The sequence below is a fragment of the Lysinibacillus sp. GW247-5R2A genome, assembly GCF_059424475.1.
In genome coordinates, this window is record NZ_JBWKZL010000010.1 from 102,361 (window position 1) to 123,756 (window position 21,396).

Genomic DNA, 21,396 nt, shown 5'->3' on the forward strand with positions numbered 1-21,396 from the left:
TTTGTTGTATACTAATTTCATAAAAGAGGAGGGAATAGAGTCATGATTCATCAAATTGGACAAGTCATGTTATATGTTAACGACCAAGATGCTGCAGTGAAATTTTGGACAGAAAAAGTAGGGTTTATTATTAAAAACGAGCAGGAAGAGGCGGGAATGCGTTGGATTGAAATTGCACCGTCGAAGGAAGCTCAAACATCCTTTGTGCTACACAATAAAGAAATCATTGCTAAAATGCAGCCAGAATTAAATTTAGGAACACCCTCTATTATGTTTTACGCTGACCAAATTGAAGAAATGTATCAGGATTTTCAGGCAAAGGGCATTAAAGTGGGCGATTTAGTCATGATGCCAATGGGTAGAGTTTTTAATTTTGCTGATCCAGAAAACAACTACTTTGCATTAGTTGAAAAATAATAATAAATGAATGAATCCGCTTATTTTTGTCGTGAAGTAGGCAAAAATAAGCAGATTCCTGTTTAATATCTTCTTATATAAATGTGAGTTAGTCCTCTAAGGTAAATCTTCTCCGAAAATACTAACCGTTTGTCTATCTACTACAAATTCGTGGCCATCCCATTTTAATATATTTTCCACATATCCTAAGCCATCAGCATGGTACCTACCTGCAATCTCTTGATACGCTAAAATTTCATAGGTCCCATCCCGATCATAATCGACAGGATATAATCCGCTAATTGGGTCAACCCAGCCTTCAATCGGTTGCTTTAATGTCCCATCTGGATGATAGATTTCTGCTAAATATTCCGGACCTTTATATTGTAGATCAAGTATATATTTTTTTGCAGGAGCCTTACTTTGAACAACTGCCTTATAGTTGTTGGCATAATTGACTGTATAGTGGAGCTTAGTATTAAATGATTCTGTGTCAAAAATGGAATGCACCTGATTATTTGTAGAGGAGAATATTTGCCCGTTAATAATTCCTCCGCTACCTCCTGTATCAGAAATAACCATGATATCCTCAATATGATTACCAGTAAAATCTCCTAGAAAAATGGTTGGGTGATAGCCCACATTTTCTTTTAGTGGGATTTGTTCGATTCGCCCTGTTTGCCCGTAAAAAATGGTTAAGGTTATGTTTTCCCATAAAGGGCTACCAGGCTTTTGAGTCCCCATTAAAAAAATAGTTTCAAAGAAGCCATCCCCATTAATATCTCCAAATTTAGTTTGAATAACCTGTGGTGCTAAATGGGATGCGATGCCCGCACCTTGCGGAGAATTTATGTTATTCGTCATATATACACCTCTCTCATAGTCTTAGCATATGTTGTAAACAAAGCTTGGTGCATAAAAATTCGAATAGGTCTAAACCATATTAAACAGACAAAAAAACTTGAATTTCACCCATTGACATTTTTAAAGGTGATAAGTAATATAAATGTCAACGAATCAGAAAATTCAGTACCACATGTTATCTCACTACAAATTTGTAGCGCGGGATTTTTTTTATTATTAATTCTTAGTAAGTATATAAGATTTATATATATTGGGAAGAAGGAGATTTTTTGAAGAATTTATTTGTTAAAACGGAGCAACAACGATTTTGGTTAGAGAAGTTAGAAGCCATCTCAAGTCCTATAAAGGCCGAGGCAGCTGAGGTAGATGAACAATCTCGTTTCCCGTTTGAAGCACATCGACTACTCCAACAAATTGGTTATCCGCAACTGACTTTACCGAAACAATATGGAGGAGAGGGCCTATCAGTCTATGACATGGTGCTTATACAAGAAACATTAGCAAGCTATGACGAGAATGCCTCGCTCTCCCTCGGATGGACATTAGGCGTTGTGGGCGAAATATATGCCACAAAATTATGGACGGAGGATTCATTAACAGCATTCGCAGAGGAAATAAAGAAAGGCGCCATGATTAATAGGGCTGTAAGTGAAGCAGCAACTGGGAGCCCAACACGTGGGGGGAGACCAGGAACAAATGCTGTTTCACTAAAAGACGGATGGCGCATAAATGGACGCAAAATCTTTACTACAGCTTCGCCAGTGTTAGATTATTTCCTCACTTCGGCTTGGATTGAAGAGAAGCAACAAATTGGGTTCTTCCTTATCCATAAAGATTCAATAGGCTTATCCATTGAGGAAAATTGGGAAATGTCTGCCATGCGAGGTACTAGCAGCCATGATCTCGTATTAAATGATGTCGTTGTGGCTAAAGATCATTTAGTCGAATTACCAAACCATCCTAGTGGCGGTAAAATAAATGGCTGGATTCTACATATCCCGGCCACATACCTAGGAATTGCACAAGCTGCCCGTGACTATGCGGTACATTTCGCTAATCATCATCAACCTAATAGTTTGAATGCCCCGATTAGTACATTACCAAATGTTCAACAGCTTTTAGGAGACATCGAGTTAAAGCTTCATCAAGCACGCTTTGTCTTATATGGGGTAGCTGAGGCATACGATGATCCAGCAAGACGTGCCATTTTAACAAATGAAATGGCTGTTGCTAAACATACCGTAACGAATATCGCAATTGACATTGTCGATAAGGCGATGCGTGTAGTCGGGGCGAAAAGCTTACAATTGTCAAATCCGCTACAGCGCTATTATCGAAACGTACGTGCGGGGCTTCATAACCCACCAATGGATGATATGACCATAATTAAATTAGCAACGGCTGCTATCGAACAGCAGAAATTAAATGACCATCAATAATAATGTGGATAATAAGGAGAAATGTTTCATGAAGAAGAATAAGATATTTCAATTTGCCGCGATTGGATTGGCTTCCATCGCACTTTTAGCGGGCTGTAATTCTGGAGAATCAGCTGATAAGAATTCAGATGATGGTGGCGAAGTTCGTACAGTCAAAGTTGCCTATGATCAGGCCTCAAAGCCTATTAGTTATATAGATGATAATGGAAATCCAACTGGTTATGACGTAGAGGTAATGAAATTAGTAGATGAATTATTACCAGACTATCAATTTGAATATGTAGGAACGACAAGTGATGATTTATTAATTGGTGTAGAGCAAGGGAAATATCAGGTTGGGGTGAAAAACGCATTCTTTACACAGGAACGTACAGAGAAATTTATTTTCCCAAAGGAATTTTTAGGATTAAGTAGTGCAGGCCTAGTATTACGTAAAGAAGATGAAGGGATAAAGACATTAGCTGATTTTGCGAAAAAGGGCTATTCGTTGGCACCTATTGCAGCTAATAACGCGCAATACACAATTATTGATGAATATAATACGGCCAACCCTGACAATAAAGTAAAGCTTCAAGCGGGTGACGCATTTACAGTTGATGTTGTGCAGTGGGTAAATGAAGGGCGCGTCGATGGTGGCGTTATGATTGAAGGACCATTTAAACAGCAAGTACTTGCAGAAGATGGACCCTATAATAACTTAAAAGATGAAGTAGTCTATAATGAATTTTCTGTGATTAAAACATGGCCACTTTTCAATAAAAAAGAACAAGAATTTGCGGATGCTTACGATAAAGCCATTGCTCAAATTAAAGAACAGAAGCACACAAACGAATTGAGCACAAAATTCTATGGCCGTGATTTATTTGAAGTGTTAGAAACTGTTAATCGTTAATTTAAAGCATATTGACCATTATGAAGACTGTTGAGGCTGGCATGCTCAGCAGTCTTTATTCATAAAACAAAAGTTGGTGAGGAAATGGATAAATACTTTGACGCGACCTATATTTGGAGCGCAATCCCCGTCTTATTACCGTTTATAAAAATTACGTTTTTAGTGGCAGGGTCCTCTATTGTCTTAGGCACAATATTTGGCTTATTACTAGCGGCAGCTAAGCTCTCTTCTGTTAAGCTATTACGAAAACTAGCGAATCTATATACAACGATTATGCGATGTACACCATCTATTGTTTTATTATTTCTTGTCTATTATGGTGTCCCAGCATTAGCTGAAAACTTTGGTCTCAATCTCCATTCCATTGAAACGGCTATTTTCGTGGTAGTAACATTCACCTTACAATTTGCAGCAATTATGTCAGAGGTGATGCGATCGGCTTATTTAGCCATTCCTAAAGGGCAGTTTGAAGCGGCTGTTAGTGTAGGGTTAACGCCCATACAAGCCTACCGAAGAATTATTTTCCCCCAGGCACTTGTCGTCGCATTACCGAACTTTGGAAATGGCATGATTGCTTTATTACAGGAAGGTGCCTTGGCCTATACGATCGGATTAATTGATATTGTAGGGAAGGCCAATTTAATTATAGCTAGTAATATTAATGCTCATGCCTTAGAGATTTATATCGCCTTGGCTATTATTTATTGGGTATTATCTATTATTATTGAAAAGATATTTACTATATTAGAAAAGGTATTTGGTAAGGGTAAAAAGACCTTAGAAACAACGTAAGGAGGCGTAACCATGAATTATCAATTTTTACTTGAAACATTTTTCGTTGCACTATCAGGTGTTCCCATCGCACTCCTTGTCACAGTTGTTGCTTTGTTCATTGCGCTGCCACTAGGTTTTTTACTGGCGTTAACGAGGATTAATAAAATTCCAGTAATACATCATTTAGCAAAGATCTACGTATCCTTTGTGCGAGGAACCCCAATTATTATACAAATCTTTATTATTTATAGTAGTATTCCGCTTTTGTTAAAAATTATTTTTGAAAAATATCAAATTCCATATGATATATATAAAATCAATCCAATATGGTATGCATTTATTGTGTTTGCATTCAGTTCAACAGCTATATTAATAGAGGTATTTCGTTCGGCGCTAAGTACCATTGAAAAGGGACAATTAGAGGCAGCATACTCAGTAGGTTTGACAACATTCCAGGCTTATACCCGAATCATTATTCCACAAGCATTAGTTGTTGCGCTACCGAATATCTGTACAGCGACAGTCAATTTGATTAAGGCAACTTCCTTAGGGTACGCAATGTCTCTACCTGAAATTACCCTGAAGGCAAAGGTAGCTGCAAATGTCGGCTACAATTACGTGGAAGCCTATCTGGATATCTTAATAGTGTATTTAATTTTATGTAGCACAGTCGAATACTTGTTCAAGCGTTATGAAAAATATTTAAGCAAATACAAAACGGCAAATGCCTAAGGGGTGAATGAGCATGTTAGAAATTAAAAATATTCATAAATCATTTGGTGAAAATGAAATTTTAAAGGGTGTAGATTTAGCTATCGATCAAGGTGATGTAGTCGTGATTCTAGGTCCTAGTGGCTCAGGAAAAACAACATTATTACGCTGTATCAATTTTTTAGAAAAAGCGGATCAAGGACATGCGACATTTGGAGATATTGAAGTGAATTTTCAACATGTAAAGAAAAAAGACGTACATGCCATTCGCCAGCGTGTGGCATTTGTCTTCCAAAACTATAATCTTTTCACGAATAAAACAGCATTAGAAAATGTCACAGAAGGGCTAATTATTGGACGAAAAGTTCCTAAGACAGAGGCAGTGAAAATTGGCAAAAGGGCTCTTGATAAAGTAGGCTTATCTGAAAAATATGACGCATATCCAAGTCAGTTATCGGGAGGTCAGCAACAACGGGTAGGGATTGCAAGGGCGGTAGCGTTGAATCCAGATATTATTTTATTCGATGAGCCAACGTCTGCACTTGACCCCGAATTAGTAGGCGAGGTACTGCAGGTCATGAAAAATATTGCAGCTGAGGGGACAACAATGCTTGTGGTGACGCATGAAATGGGCTTTGCAAAAGACGTAGCAAACCGTGTTATCTTCATGGATGGAGGAGTCGTCATAGAGGAAGGTAGCCCTCATGATATTTTTGTTAGCCCAAAAGAGGAACGGACGAAGAAATTTTTAAAACGTGTCATTCCAGAAGACTATACGTTCTATATATAACGAGGATTATTTCCATTCGGACTAAGCTCCAATGTATACAGGGGTGTCGTCTGGAGCTTTGTAGCCCCGAATGGAAATCACTTCGTGCATTCAACACTTCCCTATCATTGAAGGAAGTACGTTAATTTATTGATGGAATAAATGTGTAACTCATGCATAGCTCTCGTACAGGCTGTATAGAAATAGTTACGTTCTGTTTCTCGTGAATAGTTGGCGGCTGATGCATTATAAATCAGGACCGCATCAAATTCGATCCCTTTTGCCATATAGGCAGGGAGTAATAATATCCCCTTTTTAAATTGCTTAGTATTGTGTGTAATAAGTTGAATATCAACGTGATGGCTTAATTGTTCAAACACTGCTGAGCATTCCGCTGCAGTTTTACAAATAACAGCGATCGTTTCAAATTTATGAGATAGGGCGTTGATGCTCTGGATAATTTGTTTATTTAACTCCAACTCATTTGGCAATATTGTAATCGAAGGTTCTAGACCATTTCGGTTAAACGCCTCTACTTCACTACCATCATTTAAAATTTTAGCCGTGAGCTGAATGATTTGCTTTGTCGAACGATAGCTTTTCGTTAAAATCATCTTTTCTGCCTGCTCGCCATATAATTGAGGGTCGAGCAGTGAAGGATTATCAAAGGTATGCGGATGTATGGTTTGATGGCCATCGCCTAAAATTGTCATACGCGCTTTAGGGAATAACTGCTGTAAGACGGTTAGTTGGAATGGTGAATAATCTTGTGCTTCATCAATTAATACATGGCGAATTGTCGTATTTGTTTGCTGTCCTTCAATTTTATCCTGTAAATATAAAAACGGAGCTGCATCTTCATAGGAAATTAATCGTTTTGCTAAATTAGGAAGGGTGTTTTGGCAAATGTCCTCCCAATTGTCTGGGACAAGCTGCTGAAATTCTTGATAGAGAGTATTAGATATATCAAAGAGTTGACGATAGGTACCTACTATATGAACGAACCTTAATTGATTGACAGAGTTTCGTAAAGGTTTAAAATGTTTTTTTACAATTTGGCGCGCTAATTTTTTGCGCTCATGATCAAAATCATCAAATGAGTTTTCTGTATAACGTCCCTCATATAAGAGCTCACTGTAAGACTTGGAGTAGTCTTCCTTGTCTAATAGCTCAGTCGCTTCTTCTACCCAATCCTTCGTACGTTCAGCTCTTTCAATTTTCGTTAATTGCTGTAATAACCATTCCTTCACTAATTGTAGGCGATTTGGTATCGACATGGAGGATGGGAAGGAATAAAAGTATTCCGAAATTTCCTGTGCAGTAATAATTCGTTCTCCACGAAAAACAATATTTTTAAATAATAAGCCTTTGTTCGACAAATAACTTACATATTGGTCGATCAATTGCTTGTAAGTCAGGCTTGCTTTAAATGAAATGCTATTTAATTTTGTTACATATTGAGCTTCGTCTTTTTCCGTTAATAGATCTTCAAGCTGCTCATAAGGGTATTCTAATTGGAACTGACGACCTAAACGTTTTTCAGCAAATTCAATAAACGTTAGTTGTTGCATATTGTCTTCACCTAAATCAGGTAGGACAGTATGAACATATTGATTGAAAAGCTGATTAGGTGTAATTAATAAAATTTGATCTGCTGTCATTTCATTACGATATCGGTATAATAAATAAGCCACTCGTTGGAGTGCAACGGCCGTTTTACCACTACCCGCAACACCCTCTACTATGAGGTAACGTGAGTGGATATGGCGAATAATTTTGTTTTGTTCCGCTTGAATGGTCGCAACGATACTGCGAATATGTTCATTTGCATTTTGTGCAAGGATATCGAGCAATAAGTCATCACCAATGGTTAGGCCGGTATTAAACATAGATTGTAGCTGACCATTTTTAATAATAAATTGCCGTTTAAGCAGCATCTCACCGTGGATATCCTCCGTTGTAGTTTCGTAGGAAGCTTCACCAGGAGTGCAATCATAATACATACTGGAAATGGGTGCACGCCAGTCATAAATGATGATGTTTTCATCTTGCTCATCCAAAAGTGTGGCAACACCTATATAAATTTTTAGAGGTTCAGAATGCTCACTTTGTAAAAAATCGATTCGTGCAAAATAGGGTGACTGCTGTAAACGTTCATAAACCTTTACATTTCGAATGGCCCTTTGCTGTGCAAGTTCTGAATCTGAAAGTAGCTCTACTTGTTGTTTAATAGCAAAGAATGTTTCATCAACATCCTCAGCAGTATCTAAATTGACTCTGACATCGTTCCAGAAAGTCTTCTTAATGGCGACAGCATTTTCTTTAAAGCCCTTTTCTTGAAGCAGTAATTCCTTCATTTTGGCATCAATGATATTTAAACAATGCTCAAGGTGCTGCTTTTCTTCCATCCACTCATGTTGATTTTCCAATGTCTACTCACATTCCTCTCCATAGTTATTATCTTCGCTCGGCATGAACCCTTACCTATATAGATGGTGGGATGTAGGTAATTGTGATTCCTTTTCAATGGCTGAACACTGATCCTTTGTATAACTCGAAAGTCTTCAAACGTAATTATCTCAAGGAGATTTAGTATGGTGATTGAATCAGGAAATTTATCATACATCTACTTCGGTGAGAAGTATAGTCTAGTAATTTTTGTAAATTTATGATACAATAATGGTATAAGGTAATAAAATATTGATATGCATAGACTGCTCTACGAAAAGGTGGAGCAGTCTTTTTTATATGTAGAAAAGTCCGGAATTATTCCTGTTTTTAAAGAAATGATTATTAATTACATGACCTTTTAGTAGAAATATATTTATTTGAATTATCAAAATATATTGACATTTCATATTCTATTTTTTATTCTTGTGTATAAAGTTTCCGTTAATCGGAACAGTTTTCCGTGTAACGGAAAAACAAGGGTATAATCACTTGCCTAATTGCTACGTTGTCTATGTCTCGGTTTAAAGAATAATAAATAGTAGGGGGAGACGGTTATGGTAAACCTGCATCAAGAAAAAAAAGAAGATGAACCACGTATAAAGGGAATTAATGCATTTGTATTAATGTTTATTATTATTTTAGTGATGTCGCTATTAACGTATATTTTACCAGCGGGACAGTATGAAAGAGTTGAGAGTAATGGGAGAATGGTTGTTGATCCAGAATCCTTTCAATACATAAGCTCTAATCCTGTTGGCTTCCTTGAAATATTTAATAGTGTGCATTTGGGGATGCTTGAGGGTGCTCCTATCATTTTATTTGTCTTTCTATTTGGTGGAGCTTTAGGGATCATGCAAAAAACGGGTGCTATTGATTCGTTTATTAAAGTGATGGCCTCTAAGTTTGGGAAAAAGGAGTACGTATTAATCCCTATTCTCGTATTAATATTTGCTAGTTTAGGAACATTAATTGGTTCTGCAGAGGATACGCTGGTATATATAGCCATCATTATCCCTTTAACAATGGCGCTGGGTATGGATGCAATGACAGGCTTTGCGATCGTTATGCTCGGTACATTAGCAACAGGCTTTACATCGGGCATTACAAACCCTTTTAACATTGGTGTCGCTCAAACAATTGCGGAGCTTCCAATGTATTCAGGGATGTCATATCGAATAGTCGTGTTTGCCGTTTTTTATATTTTGACAGTCTTTTTTATATATAGACATGCTAAAAAAGTGAAAAGCGACCCATCGAAAGGGATTTATGGAAAGTTTAATCCGGAGGAAAGCATAAAGATTGATCTGGACTTTAAAATAAGTACACGACATTTACTAGCATTACTCGTACTATTAGGTAATTTTGTTGCATTAATTGTAGGAGTAATAAAGTTCCAATGGTATATAAGTGAAATTGGCGGCATCTTTTTATTAAGCAGTATTATTATGTCTATTATATGTAAGATTGGACCGAATAAAATGGCTGAAGGTTTTATTACGGGAGCTCGAGATATGGTAGAAGGGGCTCTAATCATTGGATTTGCCCAAACCATTTTAGTGATTACGACGAATGGAGGATTAATTGATACGATTCTGCATTTTGTTTCTAATGCCGTAAGTGTTCTACCAGCTTCTATTAATGCAGTAGGGATGTTTTTACTGCAGCTTTGCTTAAATTTCTTAGTACCATCTGGAAGTGGACAAGCAGCGTTAACAATGCCGATTATGACACCTTTAGCTGATTTAATTGGTGTAACTAGACAAACAGCAGTGCTGGCTTTCCAATTTGGTGATGGTATTTCAAATATGGTTATTCCAACGAGTGGGGTTTTATTAGCAGGATTAGCAATCGCAGGCATCCCATTTTCAAAATGGGTTAGATGGGTATTTCCCTATTTTCTTATACAGACAAGCTTAGCCATTGTCTTATTAGTCATTGCACATCTCATAAACTATGGACCATTTTAATAATATAAATCATATAGTAGGAGTGATTAGATTGGTAGAAACAATTGATTTAAAACAACAGGTAATTAAATGGCGTCGGCATTTGCATATGTATCCAGAATTATCACATCAGGAGCATGAGACAGCCCAATATATTTATAATCAACTAGTAACGTTTCCACATTTAGAGGTGAAGCGTTTAACAGAGACGAGCGTGTGTGCATTTTTAAAGGGGACGAAAACAGACAGTAAGGGGCATACGATTTTACTACGAGCTGATATTGATGCATTGCCGATTGAAGAAGAAACGGATTTACTTTTTAAGTCAACCAATCCTGGAGTCATGCATGCGTGTGGTCATGATGCCCATCCAGCGATGCTACTTGGTGCAGCAAAAGCATTGGCTGAGCGTGGGACTGAATTTTGTGGAGAAATTCGTTTTGTTTTTCAACATGCTGAAGAGGTGACGCCTGGAGGAGCTGCTCAACTAGTAGCCCAAGGAATTGTAGAAAATGTCGATTATGCCTTTGCTCTACATGTGAGCCCTGATTATGAGGTAGGACAATTTGCAATGAAAGACGGTAAATTTACGGCAGCGGCAGATGATTTTGAAATTAAAATCTACGGTAGGGGCGGCCATGCATCTACACCAGAGGTCGCTATAGATCCATTACTTATTGGTTCTGAAATAGTTATAGCTCTGCAAACAATTGTGTCACGTAAAGTGCCGAGTACACATGCGCCTGTTTTAACGGTGGCAAAATTTCATTGTGGAACGGCCTTAAATATTATTGCAGATACAGCAGAGCTCGGTGGAACAATTCGTTCACTAGATTCTACAATCCGTGTAGATGCGCGAAAACATTTAGAAAAGATAGCTTCAAGTATTGCTTCCATGCACGGTGCAAAGATAGAAATTAAATGGGAGCTGGGATGTCCCTCTGTTACAAATGATAAAGAGTTAACAGCGTTATCCCGCCGTATAGCTGGAGAGATTGTGGGGGATACAGGCGTGAAGGAGTTACCTGGACCAATGTTTGGTACAGAGGATTTCGCAGATTTTTCAGAAGTTGTTCCTGCATCGATGCAATTTATAGGGGTACATAACGAAGAGTTTGGAGAAGCGTACCCATTACATCATCCTCGTTTTAAAATGGATGAAGAAGCTCTAATTTATGGTGTTCGTTACTTTGAAAATATTGCACGAACACTATGTCCATAAGGGTGAAGTAAGCTAAAAATAATTCATATAGAAGGCGTGAGTGCGATTTAGTATATGACTCATGCCTTTTAAATTGTTTATAAGGATGTATTGAAAAGCACTAAAGGATTGTTTATCTTAAACGATATAGAAACTGGAAGGGAGGTGAGAAGAGATGAAGGTAATTTTTACAGTTGGATTACCTGGAAGTGGAAAAAGTACATTTGTGAAGCAGCTTGCAAAAAGAGAAAATGCTGTTGTCCTTTCTAGTGACGCTATCCGTCAGGAGTTATTTGGTGATGCGACAAAACAGAAATCACGTCAGGTCTTTCGTACATTATATGAGCGTCTTAATGACCTTGTGGCAAAGGGTTATACGGTCATTGTAGATGCTACCAATATTGAACGGGAGCGGAGGATATTTGCACTACGTAAATTGCCAAGCTCGATTAGGAAGGAATGCTATTATTTTGACACGCCCTATTCCATATGTGTAGCTAGAAACCAAAAACGGAAGAGAAATGTACCGTTAATGGTAATGGAAAAAATGAGTAAGCATTTAGAATTTCCGACGGCAGGAGAAGGGTTTGATGAAGTGCATATCGTACATGAATCTAGCCCCTATGCAATTTCCCAACAACAATTTATTTCGCTTATTCAACGTGAGCCCAATTATGAGGAGCTTTTTCAAACACTTCGAGCAATTCCACTTTTTCAAGAGATTTATCATTTCAATCAAGAAAATCCACATCACCAATTCCTATTATGTCAGCATACTTATTTTGTCTTCGCCTATATCAATGAATACTATTCGGAAAGTGATAAGCTGGCATTACAAATAGCAGCATTATTCCATGATGTAGGTAAGCCATTTTGTAAGAAGTATAAACCGTTGCAACAACGATTTGGCTATTTTGGCCATGAAAATGTATCGGCACAGATGGCTTGTCATTTTTTATTGGAATTGGGCTTTGAAGAGGATTTTGTATTAAAGGTCGTCTATTTAGTGCAATTCCATATGCTAATCCAGTATGGTGGCGATCAAGGGGGAAGTGAAATTTATCATTTATTAGATGGGGATTTATTAACTAGGCTTTACTTTTTCCGTGAGGCCGACCAATTTGCTAAATAAACAGTAAAGAAAGGAAGTGTAAATATGACGAAATTAATGAAATACCCAAGAAGCTTCCATTTACCATGGAGCAGAAGCTATACCCATGATGACAAGGTTGCTAAAAATGTGAATCATTTTATTGGGAAAGAGGTTGTTGTCACTGAGAAGTTAGATGGAGAAGGAACAACGCTGTACAAGGACTATATGCATGCTAGAAGCATCCATTCAGCTAACCATCCTTCTAGACATTGGGTCAAAACATTCCATGCTAGTTTTTCTTATCAGATCCCAGATAGTTGGCGATTATGTGGGGAGAATATGTACGCGAAGCATTCTATATATTATCAGGCATTAACAAGTTATTTTTATTTATTTAGTATTTGGAATGAAGATAATATTTGTTTAAGTTGGGATGAGACGGTTACCTTTGCGGAAAAATTAGGTGTTGAAACGGTGCCAATTTTATACAGAGGGATTTTTGATGAGCGTAAAATAAAACGAATGTTTACTGGAAAATCAATGTTTGATGGTGAGCAAGAAGGTTATGTCATTCGAAATGCCGCATCCTTTCATTATGATGATTTCCAATATAATTTGGGCAAATTTGTGCGACCTCACCATGTTCAAACAAGTGAGCACTGGCTACAGGAACAAGTAATACCTAACCGTTTGAAATAAACGTAATTACATTCATTTATGAAAAGGACTGAGAAAAATGTAATACTTGATAGAATAAATCAACCATAGTATATATGAGGAAGTTGCTAGGCTGCATATCCCTTTCATCTAGGGATTACAGGTTCGATCCCTGTCATCCTCCATCCAAAAAAGAACTCCCGTCACTAGTACGAGAGTTCTTTTATATTATTTAGTGTAATTATCGAAATATCCTTGAATATAAATCATAGGAGTTCCTTTGTCCCCTGAACCTGATGTTAAGTCAGATAGAGAGCCGATAAGGTCTGTTAAGCGGCGTGGTGTTGTTCCTTGTGCAGCCATTTGACCTGTTAAATCTTCATCTTTATTTTGAATGTATTCAGAAATAGCAGCTTTTAACTCTTCTCCTCGAAGATCAGCAAAGTCATTGTCTGCTAAATATTTTAATTTAACCTCGTTAGGAGTTCCGTCTAATCCGGCTGTGAAGGCTGGAGAAACAACAGGATCTGCTAACTCCCAAATCTTACCCACAGGATCTTTGAATGCACCATCTCCGTAAATCATAACTTCTACAGTTTTTCCTGTAGCTTCTTGGATTTTAGCTTGGATACCGTCAACAATCGGCTGGCAAGTATGTGGGAACAACTTAATACTATCTTCTGTAGCTTTGTTAGAGCCAAGTAGTCCATATTCAGCATTGAAACCAGAACCATTGATGGATTCAGCTAAAATATTATCAAGACTGTAAACTTTTTCAGCACCGTTTGCTGTTAAAATGCGCTTTGTGCGGAAACGTGAGTGAATATCACATGCTAGAACACTCTTTGTATAATCTAAAATTGTTTTTGGGTTATTGGAGAAGATGACCTCACATGTAGCCCCTTCTGCTTCAATTAATTCTTTATAGTATTCAATATAATCTACACCAGTAAATGTATGCTTTTTATAGCCGAAATGCTCGCGGAATTCCACTTCATTTAATGTATCTGTCCAAGGGTTAATGCCTTTTACATCTAACTCATCGATATCGACAAGATGATTACCAACTTCATCAGATGGGTAGCTTAGCATTAAGACAACCTTTTTAACGCCCTTAGCAATACCACGTAAACAGTTAGCAAACCGATTTCGACTTAAAATAGGGAAAATAACTCCTACAGTATCATTGCCAAATTTCGCAGCCACATCCACAGCGATATCATCAATTGTTGCGTAGTTCCCTTGTGCACGTGCAACTACTGACTCAGTTACGGTCACAATATCTCGATCCTCAATAGCGTAACCTTCTACTTTCGCAGCATTTAACACCGTATCTACAACGATTTGTTCAATATGATCGCCTTCGTTAATAATAGGACCACGAAGACCTCTTACAACTGTACCGATTACACGTTCCAACTTAATCTCTCCTCATTTAACTTTCGTAAAGTGATGTAAAATCCATATGGTTTTACTATACGCCTCACTCATGATATAAGTAAAATTAATAGTTCATATACTAGCTATAAGGGGTGCTTATATGATAGGGAAATTAGATTTATACCGTGTTTTTAGTGTTGTAGCTAAAAATAATAGCTTTTCAAGAGCCGCCAAGGATTTATATATGACTCAACCCGCTGTTAGTCAAGCGATGATGCAACTGGAAAAGGAGCTGGGTACACGTCTTTTTAATAGAACGCCTAAGGGGGTCACTTTGACAACAGAGGGCAGTCTGCTATTTGAATATACAAATTCGGCTTTAGGACTGTTAGATGCGGGTGAAGAAAAGTTATTAGAATTTAAAAATTTAACAACTGGGCAACTAAAGATTGGCGTAGGAGATACGATTTCACGTTTTTTCCTTATGCCTTATTTAGAAGCATTTCATACGATGTATCCGAATATTAAGTTGGAAATGCTAAATGGTACTACCTCTGAAATTTGCAATTTTATTAAATCGGGTGAGGTGGATATAGGCTTTTGTAATTTTCCTATAGAGGATTCGACATTACAGTTAACGGTATGTACGGATATTCAAGATATTTTTGTCTGTGGGGAGAAATATAAGACACTGGCTTCTAAAAGTTTAAACTATGAGGATCTGTTAAAATTTCCGCTTATTTTCCTGGAGAAAAAATCCAATTCCCGCAAATATGTAGAGGATTTCTTATTATCCAATGGGGTCCATATTGAACCTGAGTTTGAGTTAGGTTCACATGATCTTGTATTAGAATTTGCTCGTAGTAATTTAGGAATCGCATGTGTTACAAAGGAGTTTTCAAAGGATTATCTTCACCGAGGACTTCTATACGAATTATCTATAAATGGGAAAATTCCGCCCAGGAGTATAGGTATGTGCTTTTTAAAGACCGTACCTCTTTCTCGAGCGGCGAGCAAATTTGTCGAAATCATTGAACATAAACGTTTTAATACTAGAAGAACCATTAAAAAAGCTTAGCGACGGGAAAAGTCAGCTAAGCTTTTTTTGATAATGCTTCAATTAATATATCGACATTCCGCTTATTTTTCATAGTTGGCGAACAAAGATAAGAAAATGTCCGCATAAAATGCTGTCCTTCAAGGGAGAGAATCGCCATATCACCATTTTTCAACTCACGCTCAATGACACACGCAGACAGTAGGGAAAGCCCAAGTCCTTGCATAACGCTTTCTTTAACGCCCTGATTACTGCTAATGGTTAGCAGTGATTGAACCAGTAAACCATTAGCTCTAAATAAATGATCTAAATAATAACGTGTGCCGGAGCCTTCCTCACGCGCAACCCAGCTTTGCTGTTGAAGCTTGTCCGCGGAAATTGGCTGTTGCTTTGTCAGTGGATGATTACTCGCACTGACAATAAACAGCTCATCCTGCATAAATGGCTTGATCAAAAGTTCATTGTCGTGGGCCTGTCCTTCTATCAGGCCAATATCAACTTGCAATAATTTTGTATATTGAATGATTTCTTTCGTATTACCAATAATAATTTGAAGCTCAAGTTGTGGGAAGCGTTGTTGCAAGCTAGCGATAATGGGAGGCAATATATACTCTCCAATGGTAAAACTAGCACCTATGACAAGTGTCCCTTGTACTTCTTGATGATAGGCTGCAATGTCATCCTTAGCTGCTTCAGTTATCGCCATAATCTGCTTAGCCCGTTTATAGAGAATTTCACCAGTTGGTGTAATTTGTACAGATTTTGGTGAACGAATAAATAAAGTAGTTTGTAATTCCTGCTCAAGGTTTTTAATGTGTAGGCTGACACTCGGCTGTGAAATATGAAGTATTTCTGAGGCCTTTGTAAAATTATTGACCTCTACCAGTGTGATGAACGTTTTTAAAGCCTCATATTGCATATATACACCCCTGTAATTAGAAATATTAATAATAACAATTATATATATGTATTTTACTAATCATGAGCTTTTTTATAAAGTAGTAATCAACAAAGGAGAAAGAAGTGAACATCATGGTTAATGGACAGAACAAAGGAAAATACGCACTTCATCCAAACTTTCTAAAGGGAATATTACTAACACTCTTGATAGCCTTAGTTGCAAAATATATTGCTACTTTTCCTTTCTTTTCAATATTAGGGCAATTGGTCATTGCTATTATAGTAGGGATGGCTTGGCGAGCAGCATTTAAAGTGCAGGATTCCTGGCAAGTGGGAATTGCATTTTCCAATAAGAAGCTATTACGATTCGGTATTATTTTATTGGGGATGCGTTTGAATTTAGCTGATATTTATCACGCTGGCGCTCATGTTTTTTTGATTGCCGTCATTAATTTATTATTTGCATTAATTGTAGTGTATGGTCTAACAAAAATTTTCCACGTAGATCAAAAGCTAGGGATACTAACGGCTTGTGGAACCGCCATTTGTGGAGCTGCAGCTGTCGTGGCAATTGCACCTCAAATTAAAGCAAATGAAAAGGAAACTGCTGTGGGGGCAGCCATTGTTGCATTATTAGGTACAGTATTTACACTTGTTTATACAGTACTTTATGCTGTAATGAACTTAACACCAATAGAGTATGGCATTTTCGCAGGTGGTACCTTACATGAAATTGCTCATGTTATTGCCGCGGCATCCGCAGGTGGAGATGAAGCCATTGATATAGCGGTCATTGTAAAGTTAACGCGTGTCGCACTGCTTGTTCCAGTAGCCATTATAATCGGTATTTTCTATCGAAAAACGGCTAAAGGGGAAGAGAAAAAGGCATTTTCATTGTCAATCATACCGTGGTTTATAGTAGGGTTCTTAGCAATGAGTGCGATTAATTCATTAGGTATTATACCGGCTAATGTGGCGCAAGCCCTTGTAAATATTGCTTACATTTTAATTGCTATGGCGATGGCAGGTCTTGGATTAAATGTTGAGATTAAAACGTTTAAGGAGCTTGGAGTAAAGGCGTTTGTTGCTGGTTTAATTGGTTCAGTTTGTCTATCCGTATTAGGCTATTTTCTTGTTATTTTTTTAGCATGATGATGAAAAATATTTCCCTGTATTAGGACTAATCATTTATAAAAAGATGTTGTACAAACTACCTTCATGAAAAAGACCCTGCATTGTATGCCAACATGCAGGGCTTTTTAGATAGAATCAGAAGATCATGTATAAATATTTAGTGTGTTTATGAACGTAAAGCTTCAATGGAAGTTGCTAATTCAGCAACTACTATTTTGCTACCGATAATTGGGCTATCCGCTTTTTCCCCTTCAGAGCCTGAACTTGGACGGTGATGGGCTGCAGCAAATGCATCGCTATTACGCCATGCTTGGAAATGCTCCTTGGATTCCCAATACATATTAACACTCATTTCGTCATAAGTAGGATCATCCGTTGAAATTAATACCTCTACTTTATGGAAGCCTTCAAATTGTTGTAGAGGACCTGGTTTTGTAAAGTTTGGAGCCATTCTTGCTGCAAAACCTGGCTTCACTTGAATACGATTTGTAACAATGATCATGCTTTTCCCCCCTTATTTTCATTTACTAGGTTTTTGAATGAATTATCACTGATTATCATTCGCAATCAATGATAAGTGGCTTAGGAATACATTGTCAATAGAAGTCCTCAATATATTCTCATCGTAAGTATACTTCTGCTTATACGCTGACATTTAACTGACATAATCCAGTGCTATAATAAACATAAGAGCTAGTTAGTCGCGAGGTGAACAAAAATGGCGCATATATTAGTAATAGAAGACGAATATGCAATTAGCCAGGTGTTAAACGTTTATTTAAAAAAGGTCGGCTATGATGTAACACAATGCTTTAGTGGTGGTGAGGCTTTAGATAAATTTATTGAGACCCAACCAGATTTAGTGTTACTAGATATTATGCTGCCTGAGAAAAATGGCTGGATTATTTTAAAGGAAATTAGAGAATTCAGTGCTTGTCCCATTATAATGTTGACCGCTTTAGGTGAGGTGAATTACCGTTTAGAAGGTTTTGACCAAGGGGCAGACGATTATATTGCAAAGCCCTTTATTGCAGATGAAGTGGTTGCCAGAGTGAAGGCCGTTTTAAGACGGGCTGAAGGAAGCACCGATTCATCCTCTTTAAAGCGTTACGGTTCTCTTGAAATTGATAGGAAGGCACATAGAGTGTTTCTTGGAGGGAAGGAAATACTATTAACGCCTAGAGATTTATCGGTGCTTTTATTTTTAGCTGACCATCCGAACCAAACATTTACGCGTGATCAGCTCATTGATCATGTTTGGGGCTGGGAGTATGACGGAAGTGATCGAGCGGTAGACTTAGCAGTGAAACGGCTTCGTAAAGCGTTGATGGATTGGGATGAAGCAGAGGGCGAAATAAAGACACTACGTGGATTGGGGTATCAGCTGAGTGTTCAAAAGAAATAAAAGAATATCTTTACTTCACTATTGGACAAGCCGTTACTTACTTACACTATTTATAGGTTTAGCTATAATTTCCTTGATTTCGGCAGTTTGGATTCGCCATACGACGTTTGAAAATCGACTAGAGATGATGGAGTTTTTAGCGGATGAGACGGTCTATCGCTTAACCGATAATTCGGAACCCAATAATGGGCCGTTTAACGGTATTCCCGGTTTCATTGGAGATCGAGAACGTTTTACTATGAGAGAAATCGATCCTATCCTGTATGTAGTGGATACAAAGGGCAATATCATAACAAGTAACCGCCCTGTACCACCAGGCAGTGCAAAAAATGTAGTGAGTATGTTAGATGGTGAAGAAGGTACAAAGGAATTAACGATAGGATTAGAGCCCGTTCAATATGTGGTTAAAAGAAAAATAGAAAATAGTCAGGAGCTAATTGGCTGGGTGCTAGTAGTGGAGAAGAAAGAAAATTTAACAAGAGTAAATCAAGCCTATGGTCAGCTTGCCATATTGATTGGGGCGTTGGCTTTGTTAGGCTGGATGGCTATCTATTTTTTATCCAAACGTTTAGCACGGCCCATCAAACAAGTAGCTGCAGCAGCAAAACAAGTGCAGGAGGGTAACTATTCAGTTGATTTACCTCAGGATAGTAAGGAAAAAGAGGTATATGAGCTTGTGACCTCCTTTGAAAATATGGCTCAAAAACTTGAACAACTGGAGAAAACCAGAACAGAATTATTGGCAGGCGTCACCCATGAACTGAAAACACCCGTCACTTCTATTAGTGGCCTATTACAAGCTGTAAAGGATGGCGTTGTAATAGGACAAGATGCAATGGAATTTATTGATATGGCCGTGGTCGAAACGACAAAAATGAAAACAATGGTTGGTGATTTACTTGCTTTTAACCACTTTGCAGTAGATGCGATTTCGGTGAGGCTTGAGCCTGTAGATGTCAATCAGCTTCTGCGGGAGGCGGTCGCACAGTGGGAAATAATGCAGGAAGATGACCGTGTTCATGTAAGCTTGCACCTAGTTGATCCTGCCATCCATGTACAGGTAGATATTGTCCGTATTCAGCAAATTATGACGAACTTATTAACCAATGCGAAACAGTCGATGGATAAAGGATCTGTAATGCTAACACTTAAAGAACAAGGAGATACGGTCTCCATTATAGTAACGGATACAGGGCGAGGTATTCCTGTAGAGGATCAGGCATTTATATTTGAGCGTTTTTATAGAGGAGAGAATAAAAAATATGCCATTCGAGGATTAGGTCTTGGATTACCTCTTAGTAAAATGATGGCACAATCTATTGGTGGTGACTTAAAATTAATCGAAAGTCATGCCACAGGAACTTCCTTTGAATTACTATTGCAAAAAGCTACTACGTCGTAAAGACGTGGTAGCTTTTTGCAATTGGGCTTCATGGAAACAACAGGCCAGAAATGATTTGTAAAATATCGATGAAGAAAATGTAAAGTTGACATCTGCCTGACACAAACGCTCTTTATAGTAAACAGTGTAGACGAGAAACGAGCAAAAGATGCTTTTGCTATCGTTGGGCTTCAGCTGCTATACGACAATGAAATTTAGTAGGGAGTGTGATGGATATATGCCTATAGTAACCTCATTTAATCCAAATGGTCGTCAAGAAATTAAACAGGCGATTTCCTATCCAGACTATGCGTTATTAAAAGCCAAGCTACAGTATATTATGCAGCTGGACAAGCATGCGGGTGCGGATGGGAAATATGTAATTCGGAGTACGTACTTCGATAATTTTGCGAATAAAGTGCTCAATGAGAAAAAGGAAGGCTATATTAATCGAGATAAATACCGCGTACGAATATACGGTAAATCTAGTGCCATTATCAATCTTGAGCGCAAGAGTAAACGGAATAATTTAACCTTTAAAACGAAGTGTGCAATAGCCCAAGCTGAATATGAAAAAATGCGCCTTGGAGATATTTCATGGATGGAGGAGGATGAGCGAGGACTGATTAGGGACTTATATCAGGAGATGAGTTACAGCCAGCTTAGACCAACAACAGTAGTAGATTATGAGCGAGAGGCGTATATTTACCCATTTGGTAATGTGCGAGTGACTTTTGATAGTAAGGTGCAATCCAGCTTACGCAATACAGATATGTTTAATCCAAATTTACCCATGGTGGATGTACTGGAGCAAAACCTAGTGATTTTAGAGGTGAAATACGATGACTATTTACCGGACATCATCAAATATTTACTCCAGTCTGTAGATACACGTGCCGAGGCTTATTCAAAATATCAACTTAGTCGTATGTATGGCTAATAAAAG

Annotated in this window: 20 protein-coding genes; 15 read left to right on the forward strand and 5 right to left on the reverse strand. The window is 37.8% G+C overall.

From position 1 onward, the window contains the following. The first annotated feature begins 42 nt into the window (after nt 1-42). Nucleotides 43-417 (forward strand): VOC family protein, encoded by a 375-nt coding sequence (locus AC07YC_RS15905; RefSeq protein WP_036147876.1) that lies wholly within the window; start codon nt 43-45, stop codon nt 415-417. Nucleotides 418-513: 96 nt separating this feature from the next. On the opposite strand, the gene AC07YC_RS15910 is transcribed toward AC07YC_RS15905, so the two are convergent. Further along, nucleotides 514-1,260: a YybI family spore inner coat protein gene (locus AC07YC_RS15910; protein ID WP_494919859.1), complete on the reverse strand. Its 747-nt coding sequence runs from the start codon at nt 1,258-1,260 to the stop codon at nt 514-516. Between the two features lie 269 nt (nt 1,261-1,529). Here AC07YC_RS15910 and AC07YC_RS15915 point away from each other — a divergent pair, with 269 nt between their 5' ends. The 5 genes from AC07YC_RS15915 to AC07YC_RS15935 all read left to right on the forward strand — a co-directional run bounded on the left by AC07YC_RS15915 (nt 1,530) and on the right by AC07YC_RS15935 (nt 5,866). Continuing rightward, nucleotides 1,530-2,699: an acyl-CoA dehydrogenase family protein gene (locus tag AC07YC_RS15915; RefSeq protein WP_494919860.1), complete on the forward strand. Its 1,170-nt coding sequence runs from the start codon at nt 1,530-1,532 to the stop codon at nt 2,697-2,699. Nucleotides 2,700-2,727: 28 nt separating this feature from the next. After that, complete coding sequence (locus tag AC07YC_RS15920; RefSeq protein WP_494919861.1) at nt 2,728-3,591, forward strand: transporter substrate-binding domain-containing protein; 864 nt, start codon at nt 2,728-2,730, stop codon at nt 3,589-3,591. Nucleotides 3,592-3,675: 84 nt separating this feature from the next. Then, nucleotides 3,676-4,383, forward strand: a complete 708-nt coding sequence (locus AC07YC_RS15925) for an amino acid ABC transporter permease (RefSeq protein WP_494919862.1) — start codon at nt 3,676-3,678, stop codon at nt 4,381-4,383. Nucleotides 4,384-4,395: 12 nt separating this feature from the next. Further along, a complete protein-coding gene (locus tag AC07YC_RS15930; RefSeq protein ID WP_494919863.1) occupies nt 4,396-5,097 on the forward strand; it encodes an amino acid ABC transporter permease in 702 nt (233 codons plus the stop codon). A 13-nt stretch (nt 5,098-5,110) separates the two neighbouring features. Further along, a complete protein-coding gene (locus AC07YC_RS15935) occupies nt 5,111-5,866 on the forward strand; it encodes an amino acid ABC transporter ATP-binding protein (protein ID WP_494919864.1) in 756 nt (251 codons plus the stop codon). A 104-nt stretch (nt 5,867-5,970) separates the two neighbouring features. On the opposite strand, the gene helD is transcribed toward AC07YC_RS15935, so the two are convergent. Beyond that, nucleotides 5,971-8,274: an RNA polymerase recycling motor HelD gene (helD, locus tag AC07YC_RS15940; protein WP_494919865.1), complete on the reverse strand. Its 2,304-nt coding sequence runs from the start codon at nt 8,272-8,274 to the stop codon at nt 5,971-5,973. A gap of 576 nt (nt 8,275-8,850) precedes the next feature. On the opposite strand from helD, the gene AC07YC_RS15945 reads away from it, so the two are divergent. The 4 genes from AC07YC_RS15945 to AC07YC_RS15960 all read left to right on the forward strand — a co-directional run bounded on the left by AC07YC_RS15945 (nt 8,851) and on the right by AC07YC_RS15960 (nt 13,235). Next, nucleotides 8,851-10,263 (forward strand): YfcC family protein, encoded by a 1,413-nt coding sequence (locus AC07YC_RS15945; RefSeq protein ID WP_494919866.1) that lies wholly within the window; start codon nt 8,851-8,853, stop codon nt 10,261-10,263. Between the two features lie 31 nt (nt 10,264-10,294). Then, the gene (locus tag AC07YC_RS15950; protein WP_494919867.1) at nt 10,295-11,464 is read left to right on the forward strand and encodes a M20 metallopeptidase family protein; all 1,170 of its coding nucleotides are present in this window, start codon (nt 10,295-10,297) and stop codon (nt 11,462-11,464) included. Nucleotides 11,465-11,618: 154 nt separating this feature from the next. After that, nucleotides 11,619-12,575 (forward strand): AAA family ATPase, encoded by a 957-nt coding sequence (locus AC07YC_RS15955; RefSeq protein ID WP_494919868.1) that lies wholly within the window; start codon nt 11,619-11,621, stop codon nt 12,573-12,575. Between the two features lie 24 nt (nt 12,576-12,599). Continuing rightward, the gene (locus AC07YC_RS15960) at nt 12,600-13,235 is read left to right on the forward strand and encodes an RNA ligase family protein (protein ID WP_494919869.1); all 636 of its coding nucleotides are present in this window, start codon (nt 12,600-12,602) and stop codon (nt 13,233-13,235) included. 186 nt (nt 13,236-13,421) lie between these two features. On the opposite strand, the gene AC07YC_RS15965 is transcribed toward AC07YC_RS15960, so the two are convergent. Further along, the gene (locus AC07YC_RS15965; protein ID WP_336636321.1) at nt 13,422-14,612 is read right to left on the reverse strand and encodes a coenzyme F420-0:L-glutamate ligase; all 1,191 of its coding nucleotides are present in this window, start codon (nt 14,610-14,612) and stop codon (nt 13,422-13,424) included. 121 nt (nt 14,613-14,733) lie between these two features. Between AC07YC_RS15965 and AC07YC_RS15970 the strand changes: the two genes are divergently transcribed. Further along, nucleotides 14,734-15,651 (forward strand): LysR family transcriptional regulator, encoded by a 918-nt coding sequence (locus tag AC07YC_RS15970; protein WP_494919870.1) that lies wholly within the window; start codon nt 14,734-14,736, stop codon nt 15,649-15,651. 16 nt (nt 15,652-15,667) lie between these two features. On the opposite strand, the gene AC07YC_RS15975 is transcribed toward AC07YC_RS15970, so the two are convergent. Beyond that, a complete protein-coding gene (locus tag AC07YC_RS15975; RefSeq protein WP_241605518.1) occupies nt 15,668-16,549 on the reverse strand; it encodes a LysR family transcriptional regulator in 882 nt (293 codons plus the stop codon). A gap of 113 nt (nt 16,550-16,662) precedes the next feature. On the opposite strand from AC07YC_RS15975, the gene AC07YC_RS15980 reads away from it, so the two are divergent. Then, nucleotides 16,663-17,682, forward strand: a complete 1,020-nt coding sequence (locus AC07YC_RS15980; RefSeq protein ID WP_494919889.1) for a YeiH family protein — start codon at nt 16,663-16,665, stop codon at nt 17,680-17,682. Nucleotides 17,683-17,830: 148 nt separating this feature from the next. Here the strand turns inward: AC07YC_RS15980 and AC07YC_RS15985 are convergent, their stop codons facing one another. Continuing rightward, nucleotides 17,831-18,166 (reverse strand): heme oxygenase, encoded by a 336-nt coding sequence (locus tag AC07YC_RS15985; protein ID WP_069483185.1) that lies wholly within the window; start codon nt 18,164-18,166, stop codon nt 17,831-17,833. 216 nt (nt 18,167-18,382) lie between these two features. Here AC07YC_RS15985 and AC07YC_RS15990 point away from each other — a divergent pair, with 216 nt between their 5' ends. The 3 genes from AC07YC_RS15990 to AC07YC_RS16000 all read left to right on the forward strand — a co-directional run bounded on the left by AC07YC_RS15990 (nt 18,383) and on the right by AC07YC_RS16000 (nt 21,390). After that, on the forward strand, nt 18,383-19,069 hold the full coding sequence (locus tag AC07YC_RS15990) for a response regulator transcription factor (RefSeq protein WP_096365604.1): 687 nt from the start codon (nt 18,383-18,385) through the stop codon (nt 19,067-19,069). Then, nucleotides 19,053-20,471: a HAMP domain-containing sensor histidine kinase gene (locus AC07YC_RS15995; protein WP_494919871.1), complete on the forward strand. Its 1,419-nt coding sequence runs from the start codon at nt 19,053-19,055 to the stop codon at nt 20,469-20,471. Before AC07YC_RS15990 ends, AC07YC_RS15995 begins: the two co-directional genes overlap by 17 nt. Nucleotides 20,472-20,688: 217 nt before the next feature. Next, nucleotides 20,689-21,390, forward strand: a complete 702-nt coding sequence (locus tag AC07YC_RS16000) for a polyphosphate polymerase domain-containing protein (RefSeq protein ID WP_494919872.1) — start codon at nt 20,689-20,691, stop codon at nt 21,388-21,390. Nucleotides 21,391-21,396 lie beyond the last annotated feature (6 nt).